Annotated in this window: 18 protein-coding genes; 6 read left to right on the forward strand and 12 right to left on the reverse strand. The window is 45.8% G+C overall.

Going from position 1 to position 21,313, the window contains the following annotated elements; translation table 11 throughout:
• Positions 1 to 107: 107 nt before the first annotated feature.
• The 3 genes from mgrA (at position 108) to HQ865_RS08070 (ending at position 2,675) form a co-directional block, all read left to right on the forward strand.
• Positions 108 to 1,097 carry an L-glyceraldehyde 3-phosphate reductase gene (mgrA, locus tag HQ865_RS08060; RefSeq protein ID WP_173414404.1) on the forward strand — a complete coding sequence of 330 codons (990 nt, stop codon included), beginning with the start codon at positions 108 to 110 and terminating at the stop codon, positions 1,095 to 1,097.
• Positions 1,098 to 1,100: 3 nt separating this feature from the next.
• Entirely contained in the window at positions 1,101 to 2,084 is a 984-nt protein-coding gene (locus HQ865_RS08065) for a Gfo/Idh/MocA family protein (RefSeq protein ID WP_173414405.1), read from the forward strand.
• A gap of 75 nt (positions 2,085 to 2,159) precedes the next feature.
• The gene (locus HQ865_RS08070; protein WP_173414406.1) at positions 2,160 to 2,675 is read left to right on the forward strand and encodes a DUF2911 domain-containing protein; all 516 of its coding nucleotides are present in this window, start codon (positions 2,160 to 2,162) and stop codon (positions 2,673 to 2,675) included.
• A 56-nt stretch (positions 2,676 to 2,731) separates the two neighbouring features.
• On the opposite strand, the gene HQ865_RS08075 is transcribed toward HQ865_RS08070, so the two are convergent.
• Both HQ865_RS08075 and HQ865_RS08080 read right to left on the reverse strand, forming a co-directional pair.
• Complete coding sequence (locus HQ865_RS08075; protein WP_173414407.1) at positions 2,732 to 2,908, reverse strand: DUF6496 domain-containing protein; 177 nt, start codon at positions 2,906 to 2,908, stop codon at positions 2,732 to 2,734.
• A 238-nt stretch (positions 2,909 to 3,146) separates the two neighbouring features.
• Complete coding sequence (locus HQ865_RS08080) at positions 3,147 to 3,794, reverse strand: CatB-related O-acetyltransferase (protein WP_173414408.1); 648 nt, start codon at positions 3,792 to 3,794, stop codon at positions 3,147 to 3,149.
• A 74-nt stretch (positions 3,795 to 3,868) separates the two neighbouring features.
• On the opposite strand from HQ865_RS08080, the gene HQ865_RS08085 reads away from it, so the two are divergent.
• Both HQ865_RS08085 and HQ865_RS08090 read left to right on the forward strand, forming a co-directional pair.
• A complete protein-coding gene (locus HQ865_RS08085; RefSeq protein ID WP_173414409.1) occupies positions 3,869 to 4,738 on the forward strand; it encodes a nucleoside phosphorylase in 870 nt (289 codons plus the stop codon).
• A gap of 47 nt (positions 4,739 to 4,785) precedes the next feature.
• A complete protein-coding gene (locus HQ865_RS08090; protein WP_173414410.1) occupies positions 4,786 to 5,880 on the forward strand; it encodes an AI-2E family transporter in 1,095 nt (364 codons plus the stop codon).
• Positions 5,881 to 5,949: 69 nt separating this feature from the next.
• Here HQ865_RS08090 and HQ865_RS08095 read toward each other — a convergent pair whose 3' ends face one another.
• Complete coding sequence (locus HQ865_RS08095; RefSeq protein WP_173414411.1) at positions 5,950 to 6,807, reverse strand: hypothetical protein; 858 nt, start codon at positions 6,805 to 6,807, stop codon at positions 5,950 to 5,952.
• 455 nt (positions 6,808 to 7,262) lie between these two features.
• Here HQ865_RS08095 and HQ865_RS08100 point away from each other — a divergent pair, with 455 nt between their 5' ends.
• A complete protein-coding gene (locus HQ865_RS08100; RefSeq protein WP_237073769.1) occupies positions 7,263 to 8,072 on the forward strand; it encodes an MBL fold metallo-hydrolase in 810 nt (269 codons plus the stop codon).
• A 50-nt stretch (positions 8,073 to 8,122) separates the two neighbouring features.
• On the opposite strand, the gene HQ865_RS08105 is transcribed toward HQ865_RS08100, so the two are convergent.
• From HQ865_RS08105 to HQ865_RS08145, 9 genes are all read right to left on the reverse strand, one after another.
• Complete coding sequence (locus HQ865_RS08105; protein WP_173414413.1) at positions 8,123 to 8,722, reverse strand: tetratricopeptide repeat protein; 600 nt, start codon at positions 8,720 to 8,722, stop codon at positions 8,123 to 8,125.
• Positions 8,723 to 8,739: 17 nt separating this feature from the next.
• Positions 8,740 to 10,041, reverse strand: a complete 1,302-nt coding sequence (locus HQ865_RS08110) for a bifunctional folylpolyglutamate synthase/dihydrofolate synthase (protein ID WP_173414414.1) — start codon at positions 10,039 to 10,041, stop codon at positions 8,740 to 8,742.
• Between the two features lie 100 nt (positions 10,042 to 10,141).
• Positions 10,142 to 10,948, reverse strand: a complete 807-nt coding sequence (locus HQ865_RS08115; protein WP_173414415.1) for an energy transducer TonB — start codon at positions 10,946 to 10,948, stop codon at positions 10,142 to 10,144.
• Between the two features lie 74 nt (positions 10,949 to 11,022).
• Positions 11,023 to 11,421 (reverse strand): ExbD/TolR family protein, encoded by a 399-nt coding sequence (locus HQ865_RS08120; protein WP_173414416.1) that lies wholly within the window; start codon positions 11,419 to 11,421, stop codon positions 11,023 to 11,025.
• Positions 11,421 to 12,131: a MotA/TolQ/ExbB proton channel family protein gene (locus HQ865_RS08125; RefSeq protein WP_173414417.1), complete on the reverse strand. Its 711-nt coding sequence runs from the start codon at positions 12,129 to 12,131 to the stop codon at positions 11,421 to 11,423. Before HQ865_RS08125 ends, HQ865_RS08120 begins: the two co-directional genes overlap by 1 nt.
• Positions 12,132 to 12,143: 12 nt before the next feature.
• On the reverse strand, positions 12,144 to 13,505 hold the full coding sequence (locus HQ865_RS08130; protein WP_173414418.1) for an HU domain-containing protein: 1,362 nt from the start codon (positions 13,503 to 13,505) through the stop codon (positions 12,144 to 12,146).
• 175 nt (positions 13,506 to 13,680) lie between these two features.
• Positions 13,681 to 15,555 carry a porin family protein gene (locus HQ865_RS08135; RefSeq protein ID WP_173414419.1) on the reverse strand — a complete coding sequence of 625 codons (1,875 nt, stop codon included), beginning with the start codon at positions 15,553 to 15,555 and terminating at the stop codon, positions 13,681 to 13,683.
• A gap of 17 nt (positions 15,556 to 15,572) precedes the next feature.
• The gene (locus HQ865_RS08140) at positions 15,573 to 18,674 is read right to left on the reverse strand and encodes a tetratricopeptide repeat protein (protein ID WP_173414420.1); all 3,102 of its coding nucleotides are present in this window, start codon (positions 18,672 to 18,674) and stop codon (positions 15,573 to 15,575) included.
• A gap of 203 nt (positions 18,675 to 18,877) precedes the next feature.
• The gene (locus tag HQ865_RS08145; protein ID WP_173414421.1) at positions 18,878 to 21,091 is read right to left on the reverse strand and encodes a tetratricopeptide repeat-containing hybrid sensor histidine kinase/response regulator; all 2,214 of its coding nucleotides are present in this window, start codon (positions 21,089 to 21,091) and stop codon (positions 18,878 to 18,880) included.
• Positions 21,092 to 21,313: the final 222 nt, after the last annotated feature.

The raw sequence follows: 21,313 nt of genomic DNA on the forward strand, positions 1-21,313 counted from the left end.
GCGCGTATCAACCCAGATGTTGCCCATTTAAAATTTGAATACTTAGCCATACAGTCAAATAAAATTAAAAACCTATTTTTAAACGGTAAAACACAACCATAAACAAAATGACCTATCTACCATCGGATAAACGATACACAACAATGCAATATCGCCGTTGCGGCCGCAGCGGCATTAAATTACCGGCTATTTCACTGGGCCTTTGGCACAACTTCGGTGGGGTAGATGTGGAAGAGAATTTCCGCAGCATCCTGCACCTGGCTTTCGATAGCGGGATAACCCATTTTGACCTGGCCAACAATTACGGACCGCCGCCGGGATCGGCCGAGACCAATTTCGGTAAGATCTTGTCCGAAGATTTTAAAAACTACCGCGACGAACTCATCATCAGCAGCAAAGCCGGCTATACCATGTGGGATGGCCCTTACGGCGATTGGGGATCGAAAAAATACCTGGTATCCAGCTTAGATCAAAGCCTGAAACGTATGAAGCTGGATTATGTGGATATCTTCTACCATCACCGCCCTGATCCGGATACCCCGCTTGAAGAAACCATGTCGGCATTAGACCTGATCGTGCGCCAGGGTAAAGCGTTGTATGCGGGTATTTCGAATTATCCGGCAGATAAAGCAGCGCATGCTATCGCCATACTGAAAGAACTGGGCACACCATGTTTAATTCATCAACCTAAATATTCGATGTTTGAACGTTGGGTTGAAGGCGGCCTGCTGGATGTTTTGGGGCAGGAGGGTGTAGGCTGTATCCCGTTCTCGCCACTGGCGCAAGGTATGCTGACCGATAAATACCTGCATGGTATCCCCGAAGATTCGCGCGCGGCAAGACCAACCGGCTTCCTGAAAAAGGAAATGCTGACCGACCATAAACTCGGCCAGATAAAAAAACTGAACGAGCTGGCCCAAAAGCGGGGTCAAACTTTAGCCCAAATGGCATTGGCCTGGTTGCTGAAGGATGAGCGGGTAACCTCGGTACTGATCGGCGCCAGTCGCCCGGCACAACTGGCTGATTCACTGAAATGCCTGGATAATATCGAGTTTTCGGCCGAAGAATTGGCCCATATTGAAACCATACTGAAATAAGCCATGGCCAATATTAACTGGGGAATTATAGGTTGCGGCGACGTGACCGAGGTAAAAAGCGGCCCGGCTTTTAGTAAAGTTGAAGGTAGTAGACTGATAGCCGTTATGCGTCGCGATGCCGAAAAGGCCGCCGACTATGCTGAACGCCATAACGTAGGTAAATGGTACAGCGATGCCAATGAACTCATGAGCGATCCGGAGATCAACGCCGTATATATTGCTACGCCGCCGTCATCGCATACGCCTTACGCTTTAGAGGCACTAAAAAGGGGCCTAAACGTTTACGTTGAAAAACCGGTAACGCTAAACGCTAAAGAAAGCCGCCGCATAGCCGAAGCGCTTAAACATACCGATGCCAAATTAACCGTAGCGCATTACCGCCGGGCTGTGCCGATGTTTTTGTATGTAAAGGATCTGCTGGACAGGCAGGTGATAGGCGAGGTGCGCACCGTACAGATCCGTATGTGGCAAAGTGCCCGGCCAGCTTTGGTGGCCGAAACAAAGCATCAATGGCGTGTCGACCCTGCTTTGTCGGGCGGTGGTTATTTTCATGATCTGGCCCCGCACCAATTAGATCTGATGCTATACTATTTCGGCCAGCCGCAAAAGTATCACGGCTATGCTTTAAACCAATCGGGTCAAAACAAGGCCGACGACCATGTTTGCGGGCAAATTGTGTTTAAAAACCAGGTGGTTGTAAACGGATCGTGGTGCTTTAACGTAGCCCAAAATGAAGTAGTGGATAGTTGCGAGATAGTAGGTACCAAGGGGAAGATCAGCTTCCCGTTTTTTGGTAAAACGGTAAACTGGCATAACGAAGCCGAACAACATACCGAAGAGTTTATACATCCGCAGCATATCCAGCAGCCGCATATTACCAATATTGTGGCCTATTTTAACAATAAGCGGTCTAATCCCTGTTCGATAGAAGAAGCGATTGTGCTGATGGATATCATGGATGCCTTTACGGGCAAAACGGGCGTTTAATTTACTTTAGGATGAATAATTAATTGCGTTACAAAAATTATATTATCTATTTTCGTTTCAAACAAACAAAGAACAATGAAAAGATTATTTTTCCTAACACTGATCACCGGTTTTATCTGTTCGGCCATCGGTGCATCGGCACAGCAAAAAAAAGAAAGGCCAAGTCCGGCTGATACAGTTAAAGCTACCACTAAGCAAGGTGTTGATATCAGCATCGCTTACAGCCAGCCAGGCATTAAGGGCCGTACCCTGGGTAAAGAAATTGCTACTTATGGCCAGCTTTGGCGCACCGGGGCTAACGAGCAAACTGCTATCACCGTTAGCAAGGATGTAAAGGTTGAAGGTAACGACCTGCCAGCTGGTAAATACAGCATCTGGTCTATCCCCGGCGAAAAGGAGTGGACCATCATCATCAACAAAAATACTACCAACTGGGGTACCAATCATGATGAGCCGAGCGACTTGTTCAAGTTCACCGTGAAAACCCAAAAAGCTAAGAAATTTGCCGAGCGTTTTAAATTCGCTATCGATAAATCGGGCAAGGTTTCATTCGTATGGGGCGATGCGCTGGTTGAGTTTATGGTTAAATAAACTGCCGGGAACGATATTTAATAAGAAAGCCGCTTGTTTGAGCGGCTTTCTTGCTTTTAGTCTTTTTTCTTTGGCACTTTAGCGCCTTCCTTTCGTGCCTCGGACAGGCCGATGGCTATTGCTTGTTTTTTGGAGGTTACCTTTTTACCGCTTCCGCTTTTTAGCGTACCCTTGTGCATCTCGTGCATGGTCTTCTCAACCTTTTCTCCTGCTTTTTCCGAATACTTTGCCATTTTGTAGATGTTTAGTATTTAATCGAAGCAAAATCCCGGCCAGAAAAACACGATAGCGCAGTTTGGGATAAAGTCATTATTCTGGTATATTTTGGCTAAAGCCACTTGGGTATCGCATTATTCCGTCCCATAAATAGGACGGCAATGAATTGGGGTTTAGATAAACCGCTATTAATTAATTGCCGTTGGCTTTAGCTAACGGATAGGGAAATGCAATATCGGGCTTTAGCCCAATAAGTTACACCACCTGCTCCAGCGCATCCACATCAACCGAATTAATGAGTTTTAAATGTTCGGTGACCTTCTCCACCGGCCAATCCCACCAGGCAATTTTAAGCAGGCGGGCAGTGGTCTTATCATCAAACCGCTTACGAATCACTTTGGCCGGGTTACCGCCTACAATCGCATAGTCGGGCACATCTTTAGTAACTACCGATTTGCTGGCTATTACCGCGCCATGACCTATCTTAATGCCGGGCATTATCAGCGATTGATAACCCAGCCAAACATCGTTGCCAATTACGGTATCGCCCTTGTGTGGGTATTTTTGAGTGAGGTCCACCCCTTCGTTTATTTTTTCCCAGCCGTTCTCAAATATGGCAAACGGGAAGGTGGAGATCGGTTCGATTTGGTGGTTAGCGCCGTTCATAATAAACTGTACGCCCGAGGCGATGGCGCAAAACTTGCCGATGATGAGCTTATCGCCCAGCATATCAAAATGATATAACACATTGTTCTCAAAGGCCAGCGGATCGTCGCTATCGTCGTAATAAGTATAATCGCCCACCTCGATATTTTTGCGGGTGATGATATTTTTAAGAAAGATCAGCTTACGGTATTCCTTCATCGGGTACAGTGCGTTCGGGTCAGGGCCTTGTGCTTGCATAGGTGTTGATGTTTTGCTTATTAAAAATATAGTTTTAAGCCGATAAAGCCTTAGCTTTATTTTTTTATACATCTATGGAAAAAATATCTGAAACCGATCTGATCCTGAACGCCGATGGTAGCATTTATCACTTAAACCTGCTGCCCGAAGATATTGCCGACACCGTGATCACCGTTGGCGACCCCGACCGTGTAGGCGAGGTGAGCAAACATTTTGATACCATCGAACTAAAAAAAGGCAAGCGTGAGTTTATTACGCATACCGGCACGCTTTCGGGCAAACGGATCACGGTACTATCAACCGGTATTGGTACAGATAATATAGATATTGTATTTAACGAACTGGACGCGCTGGTGAATATCGATCTCAAGACCAGGATGGTAAATAGTCAGTTGCGTAGTCTTAATATCATCCGCATCGGTACTTCGGGCGCGGTACAAGCGGATATTCCGGTAGATAGTCTGCTGGTATCTGAAGGTGCCTTTGGACTTGATGCTTTGATGCATTATTATATGCAGGATATGATGGATGAGGAGAAGCTGCTGCTCACCGCTTTTATATCAGCGCTGCCTCCTTATGGCCTTAAACCCTATTTTGCACCTGCCGGAGGCAGGCTGTTAGCTAAGCTGGCGCATGATCTGCCGCAGGGTATTACCATCACCGCTCCGGGCTTTTACGCGCCACAGGGCAGGCAGGTGAGGGCGCAATCCTTAACCCCGGGATTGATGGAAAGTATACAGCAATTTAATTACGCTGGGAAACGCATCACTAACCTTGAAATGGAGACGGCCGGCATTTACGGCCTTGCCGCGAGTTTAGGGCACCAGGCTGTTTCGTTTAACGTGATACTGGCCAACCGTGCTAATCATGTATTTAGTAAAGACCCATCTGGCGTGATGGAAAAATATATTGGCGAAATACTGCAGCGCATTGTTTCGGCTTAAAACTAATCATATATCTTAGCGTTTAACTGCTGATCAAAAATCACTGCATGACGACAAAAAAACTTATCGCTCCTTTTTACGAACGCCTTTCCCTGGTACTTATCGGTATCCTTTCGCTGGGATATTTAATATATGCCGGCAAGGAAGTGCTGGACCCCATGATGTTCGGCTTTCTGTTTGCCATATTGCTGTTGCCGGTAAGCAGTTTCTTCGAGCGTAAGTTGCGTATGCCCCGCAGTATGGCATCGTTCCTGTCGGTTATTTTAATGGTGTTGTTTATTACAGGAATAGTTTACCTGGTGGGTACGCAATTATCACAATTAAGTAACGATTGGCCTTTGTTACAAAAGCAGTTGGCAAGTGCCGTAGATAAGATACAAGCTTTTATAAGAGACAAATTTCATTACAGCAGGACCAAGCAAACCAATTACCTGCGTGATAACACGAAAGATTTGGTGGCATCGGGCGCCGATATACTAACATCCACCTTTGGCGCGGTATCATCGCTATTGTTGTTTTACGTGTTCATTATCATATTTACATTTTTTGTGCTTTTCTATCGCCGTTTGCTGATACGGTTTTTGGTATGGGTGTTCGGGCATGACAATGAAGCACTGGTTTTTGACATTGCCGAAAATGTGCAGAAGATCATCAGGCAATATATTTCCGGCCTGCTGATCGAGATGCTGATCGTATCAATAGTGGCCTGCGTAGTGTTCGAGTTGTTAGGCGTTCACTATGCCATATTATTGGGCATCATTACGGGGCTGTTCAATATCATCCCGTACATTGGTATCTTTTCGGCTTTGCTGCTGAGTTCGCTGATCACCTTTGCTACGGGCGATGCTACAAATACACTGTTTGTGGCTATTAGTGTATTGGGTATCCATATTGTCGATTCTAATTTTTTATTGCCTGCCGTAGTAGGAAAGAAAGTGCAGCTTAACGCCCTGATCACTTTTATTGGGATTGTGATTGGCGAAATGCTCTGGGGCTTATCGGGCATGTTCCTTTCTATCCCTACCATCGCCATACTAAAGATCATCTTCGACAGGATAGAAAGCCTGAAGCCATGGGGCTTTTTGTTAGGCGGGGAATACGAATATAAAAAATCAGCTGAAAAAGCGATGAAGACGGAGTGAGCCCCCCGACCCCCTAAAGGGGGAGTGAGTTTGCAGATGTGCAAATTTGCAGATGCCTAAATGCGGATATTACACTGGCACCAAAGCCCAGCTTTCGCGGATCTTACCAATTTTGGCGGCTTGTTTGATTAGTCCTGTAACATCGGCCAACCCTACGTATTTTAACGATGACATTTCGTTCCAAAGGCGGTCGGCTATTTTATGAACCTTAAACCCGCAATCCTTAAAAAAAACTTCAGCCTGGTCAAAGCTGTCAAATTTGTTCTCTTCCACGTTATGCGCTTGCAAAAAGGCGCTAAAATGATCGTTAGCGTTATCGACAGGGATATCCTTTTTGATATAAATATCAGCGTTGATCCAGTATCCGCCACGTTCGGTTAAAATGCGGTGAATGATCTGGCATAGCCGTTTTTTTTCATCGCTGTTCAGGTAAACCAGTAAGCCTTCATTTATAATATTTACCGGCCCGGGAGGCAGTTTATCTACATATTGCCTGAAGGTTTCCTCATCAAGCGCATTCATGGGCAGGGTAAGCAGGGTTCCTTTCAGGGTAAGTTTCTGGCCGGATACCAATTCTTCGGTTAACTGTTTTTTGGTTTCAATTACTTCGGGCAGGTCGGTATCAATATAGGCAACGTCTGGATTGTTAACCGCAAGGTGCAGGCCGCGAAATGAAAACCCCGAGGATATTTCCAGAATGTTTTTCCCACCCACGCTTGCTAAAAGATTATCTATCGATTTATAACGCTGTTCGAAATGGAAGAGGCGTTTTAAAAAATGTTCATTACGGGTGTTTTTATCAAGGATGTTCAATGTGCCATCGCCCCAAACCAATTCCACTGCATCGGCAATAAAAGGGATATTGGTTAAACCCTTCATTAATAAAAGGCTTTTTGCCGATGGGCTGATAGAACTGTAATCGCGCATGGTAGATTGCAGCCGCGCATTAGTATTATAATGTAAAACTCACATTAATTTTATAATGCACAGGTATTTTTGATGTTAGAATATTAATGCCCGCAATGGCAATCCCCAAAGCTACAATAATATGTCAGCGGACAATATAAATATACCAAAAAAACACAAGTGCAACAAATGTGGTAACACATTGGATACCCGTTTACGCCGCGGCATGTTTGTAAAAACATTTCTGTTTTGGCTTCCCTTAAAACGGTATTTTTGCACCAAATGCCTGCGCACCAAGTATGTGCTTTAATATAAGCAGGCTTGTATAGATGATACAGATAAAAAAGAGCGGGTTTACATTGTTCTTGTGTTTTAACGCTTTTGCCATTTTTGCCCAGGTTAAGCCAAGGCCTGCATTTAATATAGTGCCGCTCGGGGTTTTGGGCGGCATTAATGAAAGTAACTTATCGGCGTATATGGTTGCACCTTACGATAGCAAACAATATGTTTGTCTTGATGCCGGTACCTTAAACGCCGGTATTGAAAAGGCCATTGCAAACCATGTTTTTACGGTACCGGCCAACCAGGTATTAAAGCAATATATAAAAGGATATCTCATCTCGCACTCGCATTTAGACCACTTAGCGGGGATGATCATCAACTCGCCCGAGGATACCGCCAAAAACATTTATGCCTTTGTCGATTGTATCAGCGTATTGAAAAACAATTACTTCACCTGGAAAAGTTGGGCTAATTTCGCTAACGAGGGCGAGGCGCCGGCCTTGGGTAAATATCATTACCAGGCGTTAACACCGGGCAGAGAGACCGCGCTGGATAACACCGCCATGCAGGTTACTGCTTTCCCGTTAAGCCATTCTAACCTTACCAGTACGGCCTTCCTGCTAAAAAATAAGGATAGCTACCTGCTTTATTTAGGCGATACTGGTTGCGACGAATTGGAGAAGAGCCATAACCTGCAATCGCTTTGGCGGGAGGTAGCACCCTTGGTAAGATCACATCAGCTAAAGGCGATAATGATAGAAGTTTCGTTCCCCAACGATCAACCTGATAAAAGTCTTTTCGGCCACTTAACGCCACGCTTGCTTGCGCAGGAACTGAACGTACTGGTCGGTTATGCGGGAAGTGTTAAGGATCTTAATATCGTGGTAACGCATTTGAAGCCGCCTGCCAATCATATCCAAAAAATTAAGCAGCAATTGCAAGCGGGCAATAAATTAGGCGTAAAGCTGATCTTTCCGCAGCAGGGTGTTCCGTTAAATTTTTAGTCAATATTTAATTGCACTGTTTTCTATTCCACCTTAGGGGGCAAGGGGGATTAACTGTCGCTCAATATATCCAGGCAGTCTTTACTTAGCAGTTTTAGCCGCTCATCTAAAGTGTTTAACGAAGCGGTGTCCCCCATGTTTTTATACAAGGTTTTGATTATGGTAAGCGTATCATCGCTGGGATCGCAGGCCTGGGCTATTTCCAAATTTTGCAGGGCTTTAGTAGCGGCTGTTTTATAGTCGGCCTTTATTTTGTTGTAAGCGGGCGTACCGGGTTTAGTGGCCGAAAGTTTGGTAAACAGATCGTTAGCAGGGACAAGGTAAATATACCCCAAAGCCCGGTGCGCTACATAATAATGCGGTTCGGCGGCAATTACTTTTTCATAATAGGGTGTAGCCCTTTCGGGCTGGTCCTGGTCTTCGTACAATTTGGCCAGGCTGTTGTAAAAGCTAATGCGCGATTTGGGCGGCAGCTTATCAACACTGTCCAAAAGGGCTATTCCTGCATCAAGCGATTCGGCATGTTCACCCTGTAAGCGCAATAGATTGAAATCAAGGTATTGCTCGTAAGCTGTTTTTGATGGGGATTGTGCATAAAGCGAAACGCTTGCAAAAATCAGTGTAGCTAACAGGCAGAGTTTTTTTAGCATAACGAAAGTTTTAGTTATTAAACGATCTCGGCCACCACAAAAGTACTGCCGCCTGCAAATATTAAATCGTCAAGCTGCGCGGCAAAGCGGGCGGCTATCAACGCAGCCATTACCGATGGATAAGCTTCGCCAAGTAATTCGGCTTCCATCGCCTTACCCTGTAATTCATTAGCATCAAGCCCCCTGGGAATATCCGGCCGGCAGAAATAATAGGTGGCATCGGTAGGGAGCATGCGTAATACCTTGGTAATATCCTTATCGTTCACCATCCCCAGCACAAAGTGCAGGTGCTCGTGTGGCGTGGCAGCAATATTTTTCAGCACTTCGGCAATGCCTTCGGGGTTGTGTCCCGTATCGCAGATCGTGAGCGGATCATGACTTAACGTTTGCCACCTGCCGTTCAGCCCGGTAAGTGTGCGCACCTGCTTCAGAGCGGTTTTAATATGCTCATCGCTGATATGGAAGCCCTGCAAGCGTAACTCATCAATGGCAGTTAATACCGTTTTTAGGTTTTTTAACTGGTAGATACCGGTAAGGTCGAGTTGTAAATCTAAAGTTCTGAATCCGGTATAATGTTTTATCCCAACATCCAGCATCCCATCATCTTTCGCCTTTAACCTTTCACCTTTTACCTCTACATCCCATTCCTCTGATGCAAAGGTCAGCTTAGATTTCTCCTCATATGCCTTCAGCGTGAACACTTCGGCAACTTCGGATTGATATTCGCCAATAATGGCAGGTATATCGGGTTTGATAATACCTGCTTTTTCGCCAGCTATCAGCGGTAGCGTATCGCCCAGCAAATTCATGTGGTCCCAGCCGATATTGGTAATTACCGAGAGGAGTGGAGTGATCACATTGGTGCTATCCAAACGTCCACCCAGGCCAACTTCAACAATAGCGATGTCAACCTTCTCCTTAGCAAATATGTCGAAGGCCAAACCCACGGTCATCTCAAAAAAAGATGGCCTGATGGTCTCAAAATCAACACGATGATCTGCCACAAAATCAATAACCGCCTGCTCGCTGATCATCTGACCGTTTATGCGTATCCGTTCTCTGAAATCGCGCAGGTGCGGTGAGGTATACAGTCCCGTTTTATAACCCGCGGTCTGCAAAATAGCAGCCAGCATGTGCGATGTTGATCCTTTACCGTTAGTACCACCCACATGTACCGATTTAAACTTATCCTGCGGCCCATCCAGCAATTTACACAAGGCGATGGTATTGCTCAGGTCCTTGGTCATGGCCGAGGCGCCTGTGCGCGAGAACATGGGGAGTTGGCTAAAAAGGTAATCGAGGGTTTGTTTGTAGTCCATGATCGATGGTCCATAGTCCATGGTAAAAGATGGGCTATGCTACAGCAAAGTTATAAGGAATTTCTAACTACGGGCTATTGGCTATCGTCTATGGACTAAATTAATCTACCCTAAAGATAAACGACATCTGCCCTTTAGCGTTCCCTGAAGCCGGTGCTGATGAAGTAAACCGGGAGTTCCTGATCGCGTCGATACAGCTTTGCACCAGGTCTAATCCCGCACGGGTTTTTTGTTTATTGGCATGCGCTTCCAATACGTTACCGCGGTCGTCGATGGTAAAATCTATCACCACCGTTCCGGGTACACGGTGCACGTTCTTCACATCGGGTGGGTTAACAAAGTGCCAGTTGGGCAGGCTTAAGCCATTGCCCGAACCACCGGGACCATAATTATCGCTCAGTGTAGATCCATTAGGGCTGCCCTGGTTACCGGGTTTATCGGTAGTACCATCGCCGGAACCTGTGCCATTGCTGGTTTTACCTTTATATAGCGCGTTTTGGTTCACCACCTGTTTGGGTGGCGTTGGCTTGGTGGTTTCGGTAGCTGTAGCGGTGCTTGGCTTTTTGCTGTTGGCGGCCACTACAGGCGCATCTTCGGTATTTTGCGTAACTACGTTCTGGTTGCTTTTTTCAACGGGCGTAGGCTGATCGGTCGGCGGGGCAGGGGTAACCTTTTCAGGCTTGGTATGGTTAGCCTTTTCGGCTGCCGATACTTCTTCCATGCTCAGCTGATCGTTGCCAGAACCTTCGTCGGTAGTACCATAATTTACCAATATGCCGCCAATGCCATCCTGTTCTTTAGGTGGTGCCTTTATAATAATAATATAGCACAAGGCAGCCAGCACGGCCATAATAATGCCTGTTGCTAAAAATGCCTTGGGGTAGTTGTTTTCTTGCTGCAATTCCATTTTTAGTTTTCAGTTACTAGTAGCAGTTTGCAGTCAAAACTTCGGGTGCCGACTGCAAACTAATACCTGCAAACTTATTTCGCCACCGTTGCCAGTACCAGTTTAATATTTAGTTTCTGGGCTATGTCCATCACTTCAACCACATCCTGTATGGCTACTGTTTTATCAACAGATAATACAATGGTTAGTTCTTTTGCCTGCGATTTGTATTTCGTCAATTCATCTGAAAGCTGGGTTACGGCTATCTCTTTTTTATCAATGGTATACTTCAGGTCTTTACTGATGGATACATTGATGGTTTTTTTAGAGATGGATTGCCCGCTTGATGATTTGGGCAGTACCAGCTTCACCACGTTGGGGTTGGTTACCGTAGACGCGATGAGGAAGAACAACATCAGGAAGAACATGATATCGTTCATGGCCGATGTATGCATCTCGCCCGAACCGCGCCTGCTTCTCTTCTTTAAATTCATTATTTACCCGGTTCTTCTAAAAGGTCAATAAACTCAATCGCATCGGTCTCCAGCTTCAATATTACCTTGTCAACCATCATGTTAAGCGTTTGATAGCATACATAGGCAATGATACCCACGATCAAACCTGCCGCCGAGGTGATCATCTTTTGATATAGACCGCCGGAAATGGTACCCATACTGATATTATCGGTAGTTGAGATATCGTGAAAGATCTTAATTACACCCGCGATGGTACCAATAAAACCAAACATTGGGGCTATACCCGCCACAATGCCAATGATACCGATATTCTTCTCCAGCTTAGATACTTCCAGCTTACCGATATTCTCGATAGCGCCTTCGATATCTTTAATGGGACGACCGATCCTTAGCAAGCCTTTTTGCAGCATACGGCCCAGCGGCGAGTTGCTGTTACGACAAAGGGCGATGGCCGAGTCCAGCTTACCGGCAATAATGCTGGCTTTAACCTGACCCATCAGGCTCGATTCGTCCTTAGCGGCCTTTTTAATGGTGAAATAGCGCTCAAAAAACATCACCAGTGCTAATACCAGTAATATGCCCAGCGGTATCATTACCCAGCCGCCTGCTATCAGCAGTTCGCCAAAGCGCAGGTCTTGTTTGGCAACACCGGGTTGGGTTAGGGCATGGTTCGCGGTATCAACAACTTGTTTTGCCGTATCGCCGGCTATTTGCATTAGTAACATCATCTATATTTTCAATTAAAATTTTCTAAGCGACATTTCATTATCGGTGATTTTTCCGGTGGCTTTCAGTTCCTTCATTTTATCATTTGCCTCCTGTCGGGTTGGGAAAGCCCCTAAAATAACCAGGTAGTTACCAGCCTGTCCAACTTTGGTAGTGGCAAAGCGCGCTTGTACAAAGCCTCTGCTCTTCATCTCAGAGATCATTTTTTCGCCCGGGCCCTTTGTTCCTGATGAGAAGGCGGTAATGATATACCATCCTCTTGGAATTTCTGCAGGCATTTCGCCGTTACCAGCCCCTTTATCAAAATTAGCCGTAATAGCCTTTTGGGCGGTTACCGGTGGTGTAACAACGGCGGGAGCCGGCTTTTTAGTATCAGGAGCAACTGTAGGTTTCTTAGCTTCGGGCTTTTTAACCTCAGCCTTAACTTCAGGTTGCTTAACCTCCGGTTTCACTTCCGTCTTTTTAACTTCGGGTTGTTTGACTTCGGTCTTCTCCCCAGGTTTAACCGCTGTCTTAGCCGAATCTGCCTTTGCTGCCGAATCCCGTTTTGCGGCATCCACTGCGGCTATGCTATCCGCTTTTATCCGGGCCAAACTGTCTTTTTTATGGTCGATAACAGGAACGATCGGTTTGGTTATCGAGGTAGTGTCCTTTTTATGCAGCGGGATGATCTTATTAAACACATCAGGCTTAAACTTATACAGCGCGCCTAAACCGGCTGCTATTAATACCAGTACAATGAGTATGATCATCCATACGCCAAAAACGCGTCTTGGCGCTTCTTCCTCGTAGTATTCTTCAGTTTCTTCCGCAGGCGCAACAATTGGTTCGGGTACCGGTGGAGGCGGGGTACGGAAGGTCGTCGGCGCGCTTACTGCGGGTTGTACAGGGGCTTCTGAAACAGGTACAGGCGGCGGGGCTTCGGTAAGGAAATCTGATTTACCGGCAGGCTTTTTAGCTTTGGTATCGCCAATTTTAAATACATCCAGCGGCTGGAACGCGAAAAAGGCCGGATCGTCCATTTTATTGCCCGAGTTGAAGGTTAACTTCAATCCATCCGAGCTGAACGAGCCTAAATTAGCAAAGGGCACATGTTCTACCACCGCCTGGCTTTTTAAGTTGGCGATGTATTTTTCGATAAAGTATTTGGCCGATGCCAGCGAGATATTCTTAACGCTTGTAATATGGTTGGCCAGCGAATCGTCCTCGTCAATTACCTGTGGGTCAAACTGTACCGAGTAATGTGGTGGGAAAAACTTTTTGGCCTGGTTATCATAGTAGGCAGCCTTGCGTATTTGCACAAAGTAGCCCAAATTGGGTACCGTCAACTCGCCTTGCTGCCCCAGCAGATCGCTTATATAATAGGCTATATCCATGCCGTTAAAAGTAGCAGTAAATTATAAAACATCAAAACGGTTAAAATCATCCGTATTTAATACCTCACAGTCATACCGAACTTGTTTCGGCATCTCATTTGCAAAAAAATAGCCCTGTAAAATCTCAACTATGCATGTGGGATGCCGAAACAAGTTCGGCATGACGTTATTATCTTTAAAATCCATAACTCACACCACCAAAAATGTTGAATCCGTAGTTATTATAATACAACCAGTTAGAGTAGGTGGCGTTCAGCAAATTGTTTACCTGGGCGAAGACACCCAGTCTGCTGTTCACCTTGTATTCGGCACCGGCATTGATATCGGCAAAGGATTTAAGCGACACGATCTTAGTAGTACCCGGAGCAGCCGGATCGGCAGTAATATCCTTGGTATCGCCACGGAATAACAGGGTGCCGGTCAGTCTTACCTTATCGGTGATGTTGATATTGGTACCGGCGCTCAGCTTAAATTTAGGCAGGTTCCATGGCTGGGCCTCGGTAGCCAGTTTGTAATCCTTAAACTCTACACGACCAAAAACGTTAACATCCGGCGATGCGCGCAGGTCCAGTTCGCCGTTGAAGCCGGTTACGGTAGCGCGGCCACCATCATAGATCACCATAAAGCGGTTATAGCCCTTAGCGAAGTTGAAATTGCTTACAAACAGCGGCATGTTCTTCACATCATTGCGGTAAACGGTTGCCTTAAAGCCCAGGCCAGGAGCAAGTGTTCCCTTTAAACCGGCAGCCAAATCCAACTGGTCGACCGAGTTTTTGATATTGATATTAGGGCCGATGAACGGATTATTCTCCGAAAAATCTTTCAACGATGAGCGGTTGATATCGCCCTTAGCCTCGGCAAAAAGGCGCACATATTTAGGGATCACCTGCACCTCTAACCTTGCGGCAGGGAATACCAGCAGGCGCGATGAAAAGCCGAACTCGCTAACGATGTTTACACCCGCGTCTATTTTATAAGCCTCGCCCTGGAATTTCAGGTAGGGATTGGCACGCACCAAACTATTATTTAACGAATAGGCGCTGTCCTTTTGCGTACTCAGATCTACCGAGCCGTTCAGGCCGGCGTAAAACTGTTTAACAGTTTGATTGATAAAGCCCGAAAGCACAATGTTGCTTTCCCTTGCCTTAAACTTATCGCTGTATAAATAGCCGTTTAGTTTTAATGCATAAGTGAAATCTTTCTCTACGTCCTTATAGTTTTTGGTTAGTTCGCCCTCAGCACCAATGGTGTTGAAAGCCTGTTGAGCCGGTACAATAGCAGTTGCCGGCGGATTAAACTGGTCGTAGCCATAAAAATTATTGCCGCGGCGTTTGTAGTAAATGGTGCCGCGCAGACTATTCACTTCGCCAACGCTTTTGCCAAATATGGCAATTTCGTCCCTGCTTTCGTTTTGCTTGGCGTAGGTGGTACCGGCCTGGCTGAAATGCTTCAGGTAAGCGCCGGTTTGCAAAGCCCCATCGCGACCGTTGTTGATATATACCTCGCCCATCAGGGTTTTCATGCTGCCCGCGCCGCCTTTTACCAGGTTATTATACAGGTCAGAATCGCGAATGGCCGGCATCTTCATCGGCTCCATTTGCTTGATATCGGTATTGCGCTCCAAACGTTTATCCAGCGGCTTATAGGTAAGCGGCGCCTTGAACGGCGTTTTATCCTCCAGGTCAGGATTGCGGCGGATCTTCACCGCATCGGCTAAAACCGGTTTGTAGGCAGTGGTTACGATGATCTCTTCAGATAAACTGGCATTATCTGGTCCGTTCACCTGGTTGCCGCGACGGCTGGTGTCCTGCGCTATTTTAGCTACGGCATCGCCCAAACTTTGGGCCGTAGTTTTGGCGACTGGCGGCGGCGTAGTTTTTTTAACAACAGGTTTCGGCGCCGGTTTTTTGGCAGCCGGTTTAGCTGCTGGTTTGGTAGTAGCTTTTTTAGCCGGGGCCTTTTTGGTGGTCTTTTTAGTTTGCGCGTTAACAGGGGCAAAAAATAATGCCATCCCTAAAATCAGCAGCGCGTATATATATTTAAATTTCATTGCGTGTGTTGCTTGTTTTAGTTGTTACCTTGTTTTTTTACCTCTTTTTGTTTGGTGCTATCGGATGGAGCAGGAGCAGGGGAATCCTTTACGCTTCCAGGTGCTATCTTCTCTAACTTGGCTTTGGCCTCGGGCAGCACATCATCGTTGCCCGTATAGTGCTCAATTACGCTCTGATAGGTAGCCTTGGCCTGGAAGTTGTCCTTTAAGCCCACGTAATTATCACCCAGCAGGATATAGGTTTTGGCTATCCAGTAATCGTAGTTGGGCAATTCCTTAGCCAGATCGAAGCAGGTTTTTTGCGATGCCTTATACTTGCCCTTTTTATATTCTATCAGGGCGATGTTGTATTTAGCTTCGGCGGCGGCAACGGTTTTGGTGTTGGCTACGGTGTAGTCAAACTCGTTAACGGCGGCTGTAGTATCACCTTTTAACAGGTAGGCTTTACCGGCGTATACACCAGTTTTAAATTTGTCCTCCTGTGCCGATTTTTCGTTCCCGCGAACCAGGCCAACATACTTCAGCACATCATCCGGCTGATTCATTTGCGAGTAGCTGAGCAGCAGGTTATTAATAGCATAGGTATAGTCAGCCTTGTATTCTGAGTTGGTTTCCAGGCGTTTAAGGAATACTACAGCATCACCATACTTCTGCTGATCAAGGTATAGCTTCGACATGCTGATCAATGCCTTTTCGGTGTAGGCGCTGGTCCAGTCGTTCAGTATCACGTTGTAATCCTGCACGGCTTCGTCGGTACGCTTCAGGTTGACCAAAGCCTGCGCACGGATAAAACGCATCTGCTTCTCGTATATCGGTTTCGGGAATTTATCGTAGTACGCATTTACCGCGCCAACGGTGCCTTGCCAATCGCCCTTTAGATAAAGGTTGTTAGCGGCAGTTTGCATAATGGCTTCCTGCTGGGCGGTGGTGTAATTGCCGATAGGGGTAGAGGTAGCGTAAGTGATGAACGTTTGCGCATCGCCCTTATCGGTATAGATCTTCTCTACCTGCTTTAAAGCCTGTTTAGCTTCCTCGGTTGATGGATAATCCTTGATCACCCGTTTGAACGATTCAACGGCCAGGTCTTCCTTATCGGCGTTGTAATCTATCAAACCAATGGTAACCAACGCACGCGGGATATAGCTGCTGCGCGGATATTTATCTATCATGGCCAGCAGGTCAGATTTAGACTTGTCGCCATCATTCTTGATGAAATAAGTATAAGCGATCTCAAAGGCCGCGTCATCGGCAAAATCAGAGTTAGGGAATTTATTCAGCACATCGTTCAGCGTGCTGATCTTCGCATCCGGCGAACCCTGCAAACCCTGTATCATGCCCCGTTGAAATAAGGCGTAATCCTCGCCCTGGCTATGACGGTCAATAATGCGGTTATAATAACTCATCGCCTTTTCGTAGCTTTTCAATACAAAGTAGCTGTCGGCTATGCGGGTGGTGGCATCGTTAACGGTGCTCGGGTCTTTTACCGTCCCGGCCAGAAACTTCTCGAACGAGCTGGCTGCTTTTTTATACTGATCGCCGTTAAAGGCTGCGTACCCCAACGCGTAGTTGGCATAGTTGTACACATCGGTTTCCGGCGCGTCGGGCATATCCAAAAAAGTCTCGAAGCGTTGTACCGATTCGCCGTATTTGCGTACCTCGTACATGGCCTCTGCCATCCAGTAGGTGGTTAGCGCTTCAATTTTGGTATCGATAGGGTATTTCAGCGAGCGCAGGAAGATGCCAATGGCGTTCTCAAAAGCGCGTTCGTTAATAAACTCCAAACCACGGTAGTAGGTTACTTTTTGGTAAGCTATCTTGGCGCTTTGGGTTTTGTTAGGGATGGGTTCTAAAATCTCCACCGCTTCACGATAGTTACGTGAGCTGAGTAATTCTTCGCCCAGTAAGATCTTCATCTCATCGGTACGGGGCGATCTTGGATAATTCTTCAGGTATGTACGTGTGGCTTCCAGCGCCTGCACGTAAAAATCCAGTTCGTACGATAGTTTGGCGTATTGATAAAGCGCGTCTTCCTGCAACTGCTTATCGAAATCCATTTTTGAGGCTACCATAAAGGCGTTGCGGGCGCTTTGCTTATTATTCAGCTTAAGGAAGGCATCGCCAAGGGTATAGCTACCCGTTTGACTGTAAACGTCGTTCTTATCGGTTACCTTTTCTAATTGTACGGCTGCCTTTTGATAGTCGCCAATTTTATAGTAACCGTAGCCCATCTGGTAGCTATCCTGCGTGTTTTGGGTGCGGCCGTTGTCCTGGGCCTCGAACTTGCTGTAATATTTAACCGAATTTGGATAATCTACTTTGGCAAAGTACGATGCCGCCACAATACGGAACATCTCGGTCTCGTTTTTCTGATGCGTACTGTTCAGGATAGGAACGGCGTAGCTCAGCACATCATCATAACGCTTATCTAAAAAGTAAACGGCGGTGATGTAGTAGGGATAGCTATCCTCGTATTTCTTCGAATTTTTTAAGCGCTCGAAATTTACCAGCGCCAAGTGATAGTCCTGGTTAAGGTAGGCGATGTAGGCAAAATAGTAGGTGGCATCCAGCGTGTAGGGCGATTTGCGATCCTTTACCTCGCTGAACAACATTTGGGCATGCTTATAATCTTTGGTATCGAAATAAGCATAGCCCTTGTAAAACTTGTACTCGGTATTTTCGCGGCCGTTTAACGATGCGGCGTCTATCTTATCAAACCAGCGCAATACATCCTGGTATTTGCCCTGCTTAAAGTACGATTTACCCATCTGGAAGTAAGCCAGCTTGGTCAGCGGGTTTTCGGGGTGTACCTTAATAAAGCGCAGAAACATGTTTTCGGCATCATCGTTACCCAGTTCCAGCGCGCAAAGGGCTTCGTAATATTGAGCGTTTTCCTTTAGCAGGGATACCGAAGTTTCAAAATCGGGCTGGGTGGTGGTTGATATGCGCGATGTTTCTACCAGTCGAAATTGCTCGGCAGCGGCCACATATTTTTGCTTATCCAGTAACTCGATAGCGGTATGGTAGGTTTTATATACCTGGCCTGCAGGGTTTTGCTGCGCGTAAACCGTGGCGGCAGAGAGTGCAGGAAGTATAAGAGCGACGTATTTAAGTTTCATCATAGTATAGGTATGATACAATTTGGGCTAAAAATAGCGTTTCCGCAAAGATGTAATCCACAGGAGTAATTCACAAATGTGGAAAACACTTTTTTAACGTATTTAGTTTACCGGATGGTATAGATGTGGAAAAGTTTTGGGGAAGGGCAGTGATTTGTGGTTAGTTAATTAGTGATTAGTACGGGACCTAATCACTGGTTAACTAATCAACTAACAACTAAAAGCGCATTCACCAGCGAGTTGTACAATTTTTCTATCTCGATAGGTTTACGCAGGAAGCCGTTGAAGTAGCCGGCGTATTCGTCCTGGTGTTCGGCGGTAATATCGGCCGTAAGGGCGAAGATGGGGGTGAACGAGTTAGGGTTGCCCATTTCCCTGATATTTTTGGTAGCGTCGAAGCCGTTCATTTCGGGCATATGGATATCCATCAAAATAAAATCGTACGCGCGCAGCTTCGATTTTTCAACGGCTTCTATGCCGTTTTTAGCATGCTCGGTAGCAATGCCCCAGTTTGATAATAATTTACGGGCCACCATGGCATTTATCATGTTATCTTCGGCCAGTAAAACGGAGCGGTTGGTCAGCTTATCAAGCGGTGCTTGCTTCTGTGCTTCTTCGCTAACAAGTCGTTTAGTTTTGATATCGAAGTGAAAAGACGATCCTTTGCCCACCTCGCTGTTTACATGTACCTTGCTTTTATACAGTTCTACCAGTTTTTTTACGATGGCCAATCCCAGCCCCGAACCGCCATGCTTACGCGTAGTGATTGATTTTGGCTGCGAAAAGCTTTCAAAGATCTCTTTGTACGATACCTTTGGTATCCCCACACCGGTATCGGTTATGGTAAACCGCAGGGTATCTATCTCTTTATCGCTTTTTAAATTAGTTACGCCGATTTCTACCTTACCGTTATCGGTATATTTAATGGCATTGCCTATCAGGTTGCCTAATATTTGCGATAGTTTGGTTTCGTCCAACTCGTAGCTTTCGGCTACGGTAGTATCAATATTAAGGAATAATTTCAGGCCTTTTTCTGTCGCCAGGTTCTCGTAAATATGGCGCAGGTTCTCTATTAACGTACGGAAATTGCAGGGGTGCACATCCAACTGCATTTTACCGGCCTCGAGCTTGGTAAAGTCGAGGATATCGTTAATAATAAGCAGCAAATTATTTGACGCGAACTTTAGTGAGTTAAGCAGGCGTTGTTCCTCCTCGTCCGATCGGTCTTTTAATAAAGATGTGATAGTGATCACCGCGTTTAAAGGCGTACGGATCTCATGACTCATGGTCGACAGGAAATCCTGCTTTACCTTGGCCGATTGTTCTGCCAGTTCCTTCTTTTTGATGATCTCGTCTTTTTCCTTTTGCAGCTTCGCTTCCTTTTCAAGCGATTCCATGCGGGTGATCAGTTCGTAGTTCTCGATGATCTGCAGGGTTTGCGTATTAATAACCGCTTCTTTTTGGCTCAGGTACCGTTCAAGATACTCGAGGGCCAGTACCGTATTGCCCTTCTTTTTATGGATCTGGTACAACAGGTGGTCGCACTTGAATTTAATGATCACGATGTTGTACGCGTCGCTAAAGTCGAGTGTTTGTTCAAGCAGGCGGCGGGCCTCCTTCAAGCGGTCCATGCGCATATACAGGTCGGCCAGGCGGTGATAGGCCATACCCAGCCCCAGTTTTTCGCCCACCTGCTGGTGTATGGAAATGCATTCCTGCAGATCTTCTTCGGCCAGGTCAAACTGCCCTGTGCTGATGTGGATCTTACCTAAACCATAAAGCGCAAACGCGAGACCACGGATATCGCCGGTTTTGTTTTTCATGGCTATCGACCGTTCAATCAGATCGAGCGCTTCTTTTGTTTTACCCTGTTTAAGGTAAATGCCCGACAGGGGGTTATAAGCGTTCGACTCGAGGTTGATATCCTTAGCCTGCCGGGCTGCCTCGATGGCACCTTCGTACGATTTGATAGCGTTTTTCTGATCGCCAAAATATTCATAAATAGTGCCCAGTGATTTTTGGGTACGGGCCTGGTTATGGTAATCGTTGTATTTGCGGTAGGTGGTAAGGCAATTGATAAGGTAGATGAGACCTAAGTGATAGTTATCGGTTTTATAATAATTACCGGCAATACTGTAGCGGGCATCGGCAATACCTTTATCATCGTGCAGTTCTTCAAAATACTTAATGGCCTCTTCGGCCATGCCGATGGAGCGTTTGTACTCGCCCTGTATCATATAAAACAACGATAAGTGATTAAGGCTTTTGCCTATTAACTCGTTGTTATTGATCTCGCGGCTAAGCGATAATGCTGTATTGGCCAGTTGGGTACTGTGGTTTAAATCGTTAATACGACCGGCATACGCTTCATCTAAAAGCGCAACTATCTTATCGGTATCAACGGTAAAGTTTTTATCCACAGAGTAAATTATTTAGAGAAAACTGTTCCTGGTTAATAATATAATGCAAATAAATATTAAAAACCGCACTTATTAAAATTAGTAATTATTTATTGATATAGTTAATACGGATACGGTTAAATTTTAGGTGATACGAAAAATGTAATTTTTTTGTTACGGCTTTTTTGTATATTTTATTTTAATGTTTTTATATTCGTTACAGATATACTACATGTCGCTGTT

This window comes from Mucilaginibacter mali (assembly GCF_013283875.1).
In the GTDB taxonomy this organism is placed as follows: domain Bacteria; phylum Bacteroidota; class Bacteroidia; order Sphingobacteriales; family Sphingobacteriaceae; genus Mucilaginibacter; species Mucilaginibacter mali.

Bases quoted from the DNA above. Each gene is read 5' to 3' on its own strand.
- mgrA (WP_173414404.1), top strand. From the start codon at position 108: ATGACCTATCTACCATCGGATAAACGATACACAACAATGCAATATCGC.
- HQ865_RS08065 (WP_173414405.1), top strand. From the start codon at position 1,101: ATGGCCAATATTAACTGGGGAATTATAGGTTGCGGCGACGTGACCGAG.
- HQ865_RS08070 (WP_173414406.1), top strand. From the start codon at position 2,160: ATGAAAAGATTATTTTTCCTAACACTGATCACCGGTTTTATCTGTTCG.
- HQ865_RS08075 (WP_173414407.1), bottom strand. From the start codon at position 2,908: ATGGCAAAGTATTCGGAAAAAGCAGGAGAAAAGGTTGAGAAGACCATG.
- HQ865_RS08080 (WP_173414408.1), bottom strand. From the start codon at position 3,794: ATGCAAGCACAAGGCCCTGACCCGAACGCACTGTACCCGATGAAGGAA.
- HQ865_RS08085 (WP_173414409.1), top strand. From the start codon at position 3,869: ATGGAAAAAATATCTGAAACCGATCTGATCCTGAACGCCGATGGTAGC.
- HQ865_RS08090 (WP_173414410.1), top strand. From the start codon at position 4,786: ATGACGACAAAAAAACTTATCGCTCCTTTTTACGAACGCCTTTCCCTG.
- HQ865_RS08095 (WP_173414411.1), bottom strand. From the start codon at position 6,807: ATGCGCGATTACAGTTCTATCAGCCCATCGGCAAAAAGCCTTTTATTA.
- HQ865_RS08100 (WP_237073769.1), top strand. From the start codon at position 7,263: ATGGTTGCACCTTACGATAGCAAACAATATGTTTGTCTTGATGCCGGT.
- HQ865_RS08105 (WP_173414413.1), bottom strand. From the start codon at position 8,722: ATGCTAAAAAAACTCTGCCTGTTAGCTACACTGATTTTTGCAAGCGTT.
- HQ865_RS08110 (WP_173414414.1), bottom strand. From the start codon at position 10,041: ATGGACTACAAACAAACCCTCGATTACCTTTTTAGCCAACTCCCCATG.
- HQ865_RS08115 (WP_173414415.1), bottom strand. From the start codon at position 10,948: ATGGAATTGCAGCAAGAAAACAACTACCCCAAGGCATTTTTAGCAACA.
- HQ865_RS08120 (WP_173414416.1), bottom strand. From the start codon at position 11,421: ATGAATTTAAAGAAGAGAAGCAGGCGCGGTTCGGGCGAGATGCATACA.
- HQ865_RS08125 (WP_173414417.1), bottom strand. From the start codon at position 12,131: ATGATGTTACTAATGCAAATAGCCGGCGATACGGCAAAACAAGTTGTT.
- HQ865_RS08130 (WP_173414418.1), bottom strand. From the start codon at position 13,505: ATGGATATAGCCTATTATATAAGCGATCTGCTGGGGCAGCAAGGCGAG.
- HQ865_RS08135 (WP_173414419.1), bottom strand. From the start codon at position 15,555: ATGAAATTTAAATATATATACGCGCTGCTGATTTTAGGGATGGCATTA.
- HQ865_RS08140 (WP_173414420.1), bottom strand. From the start codon at position 18,674: ATGATGAAACTTAAATACGTCGCTCTTATACTTCCTGCACTCTCTGCC.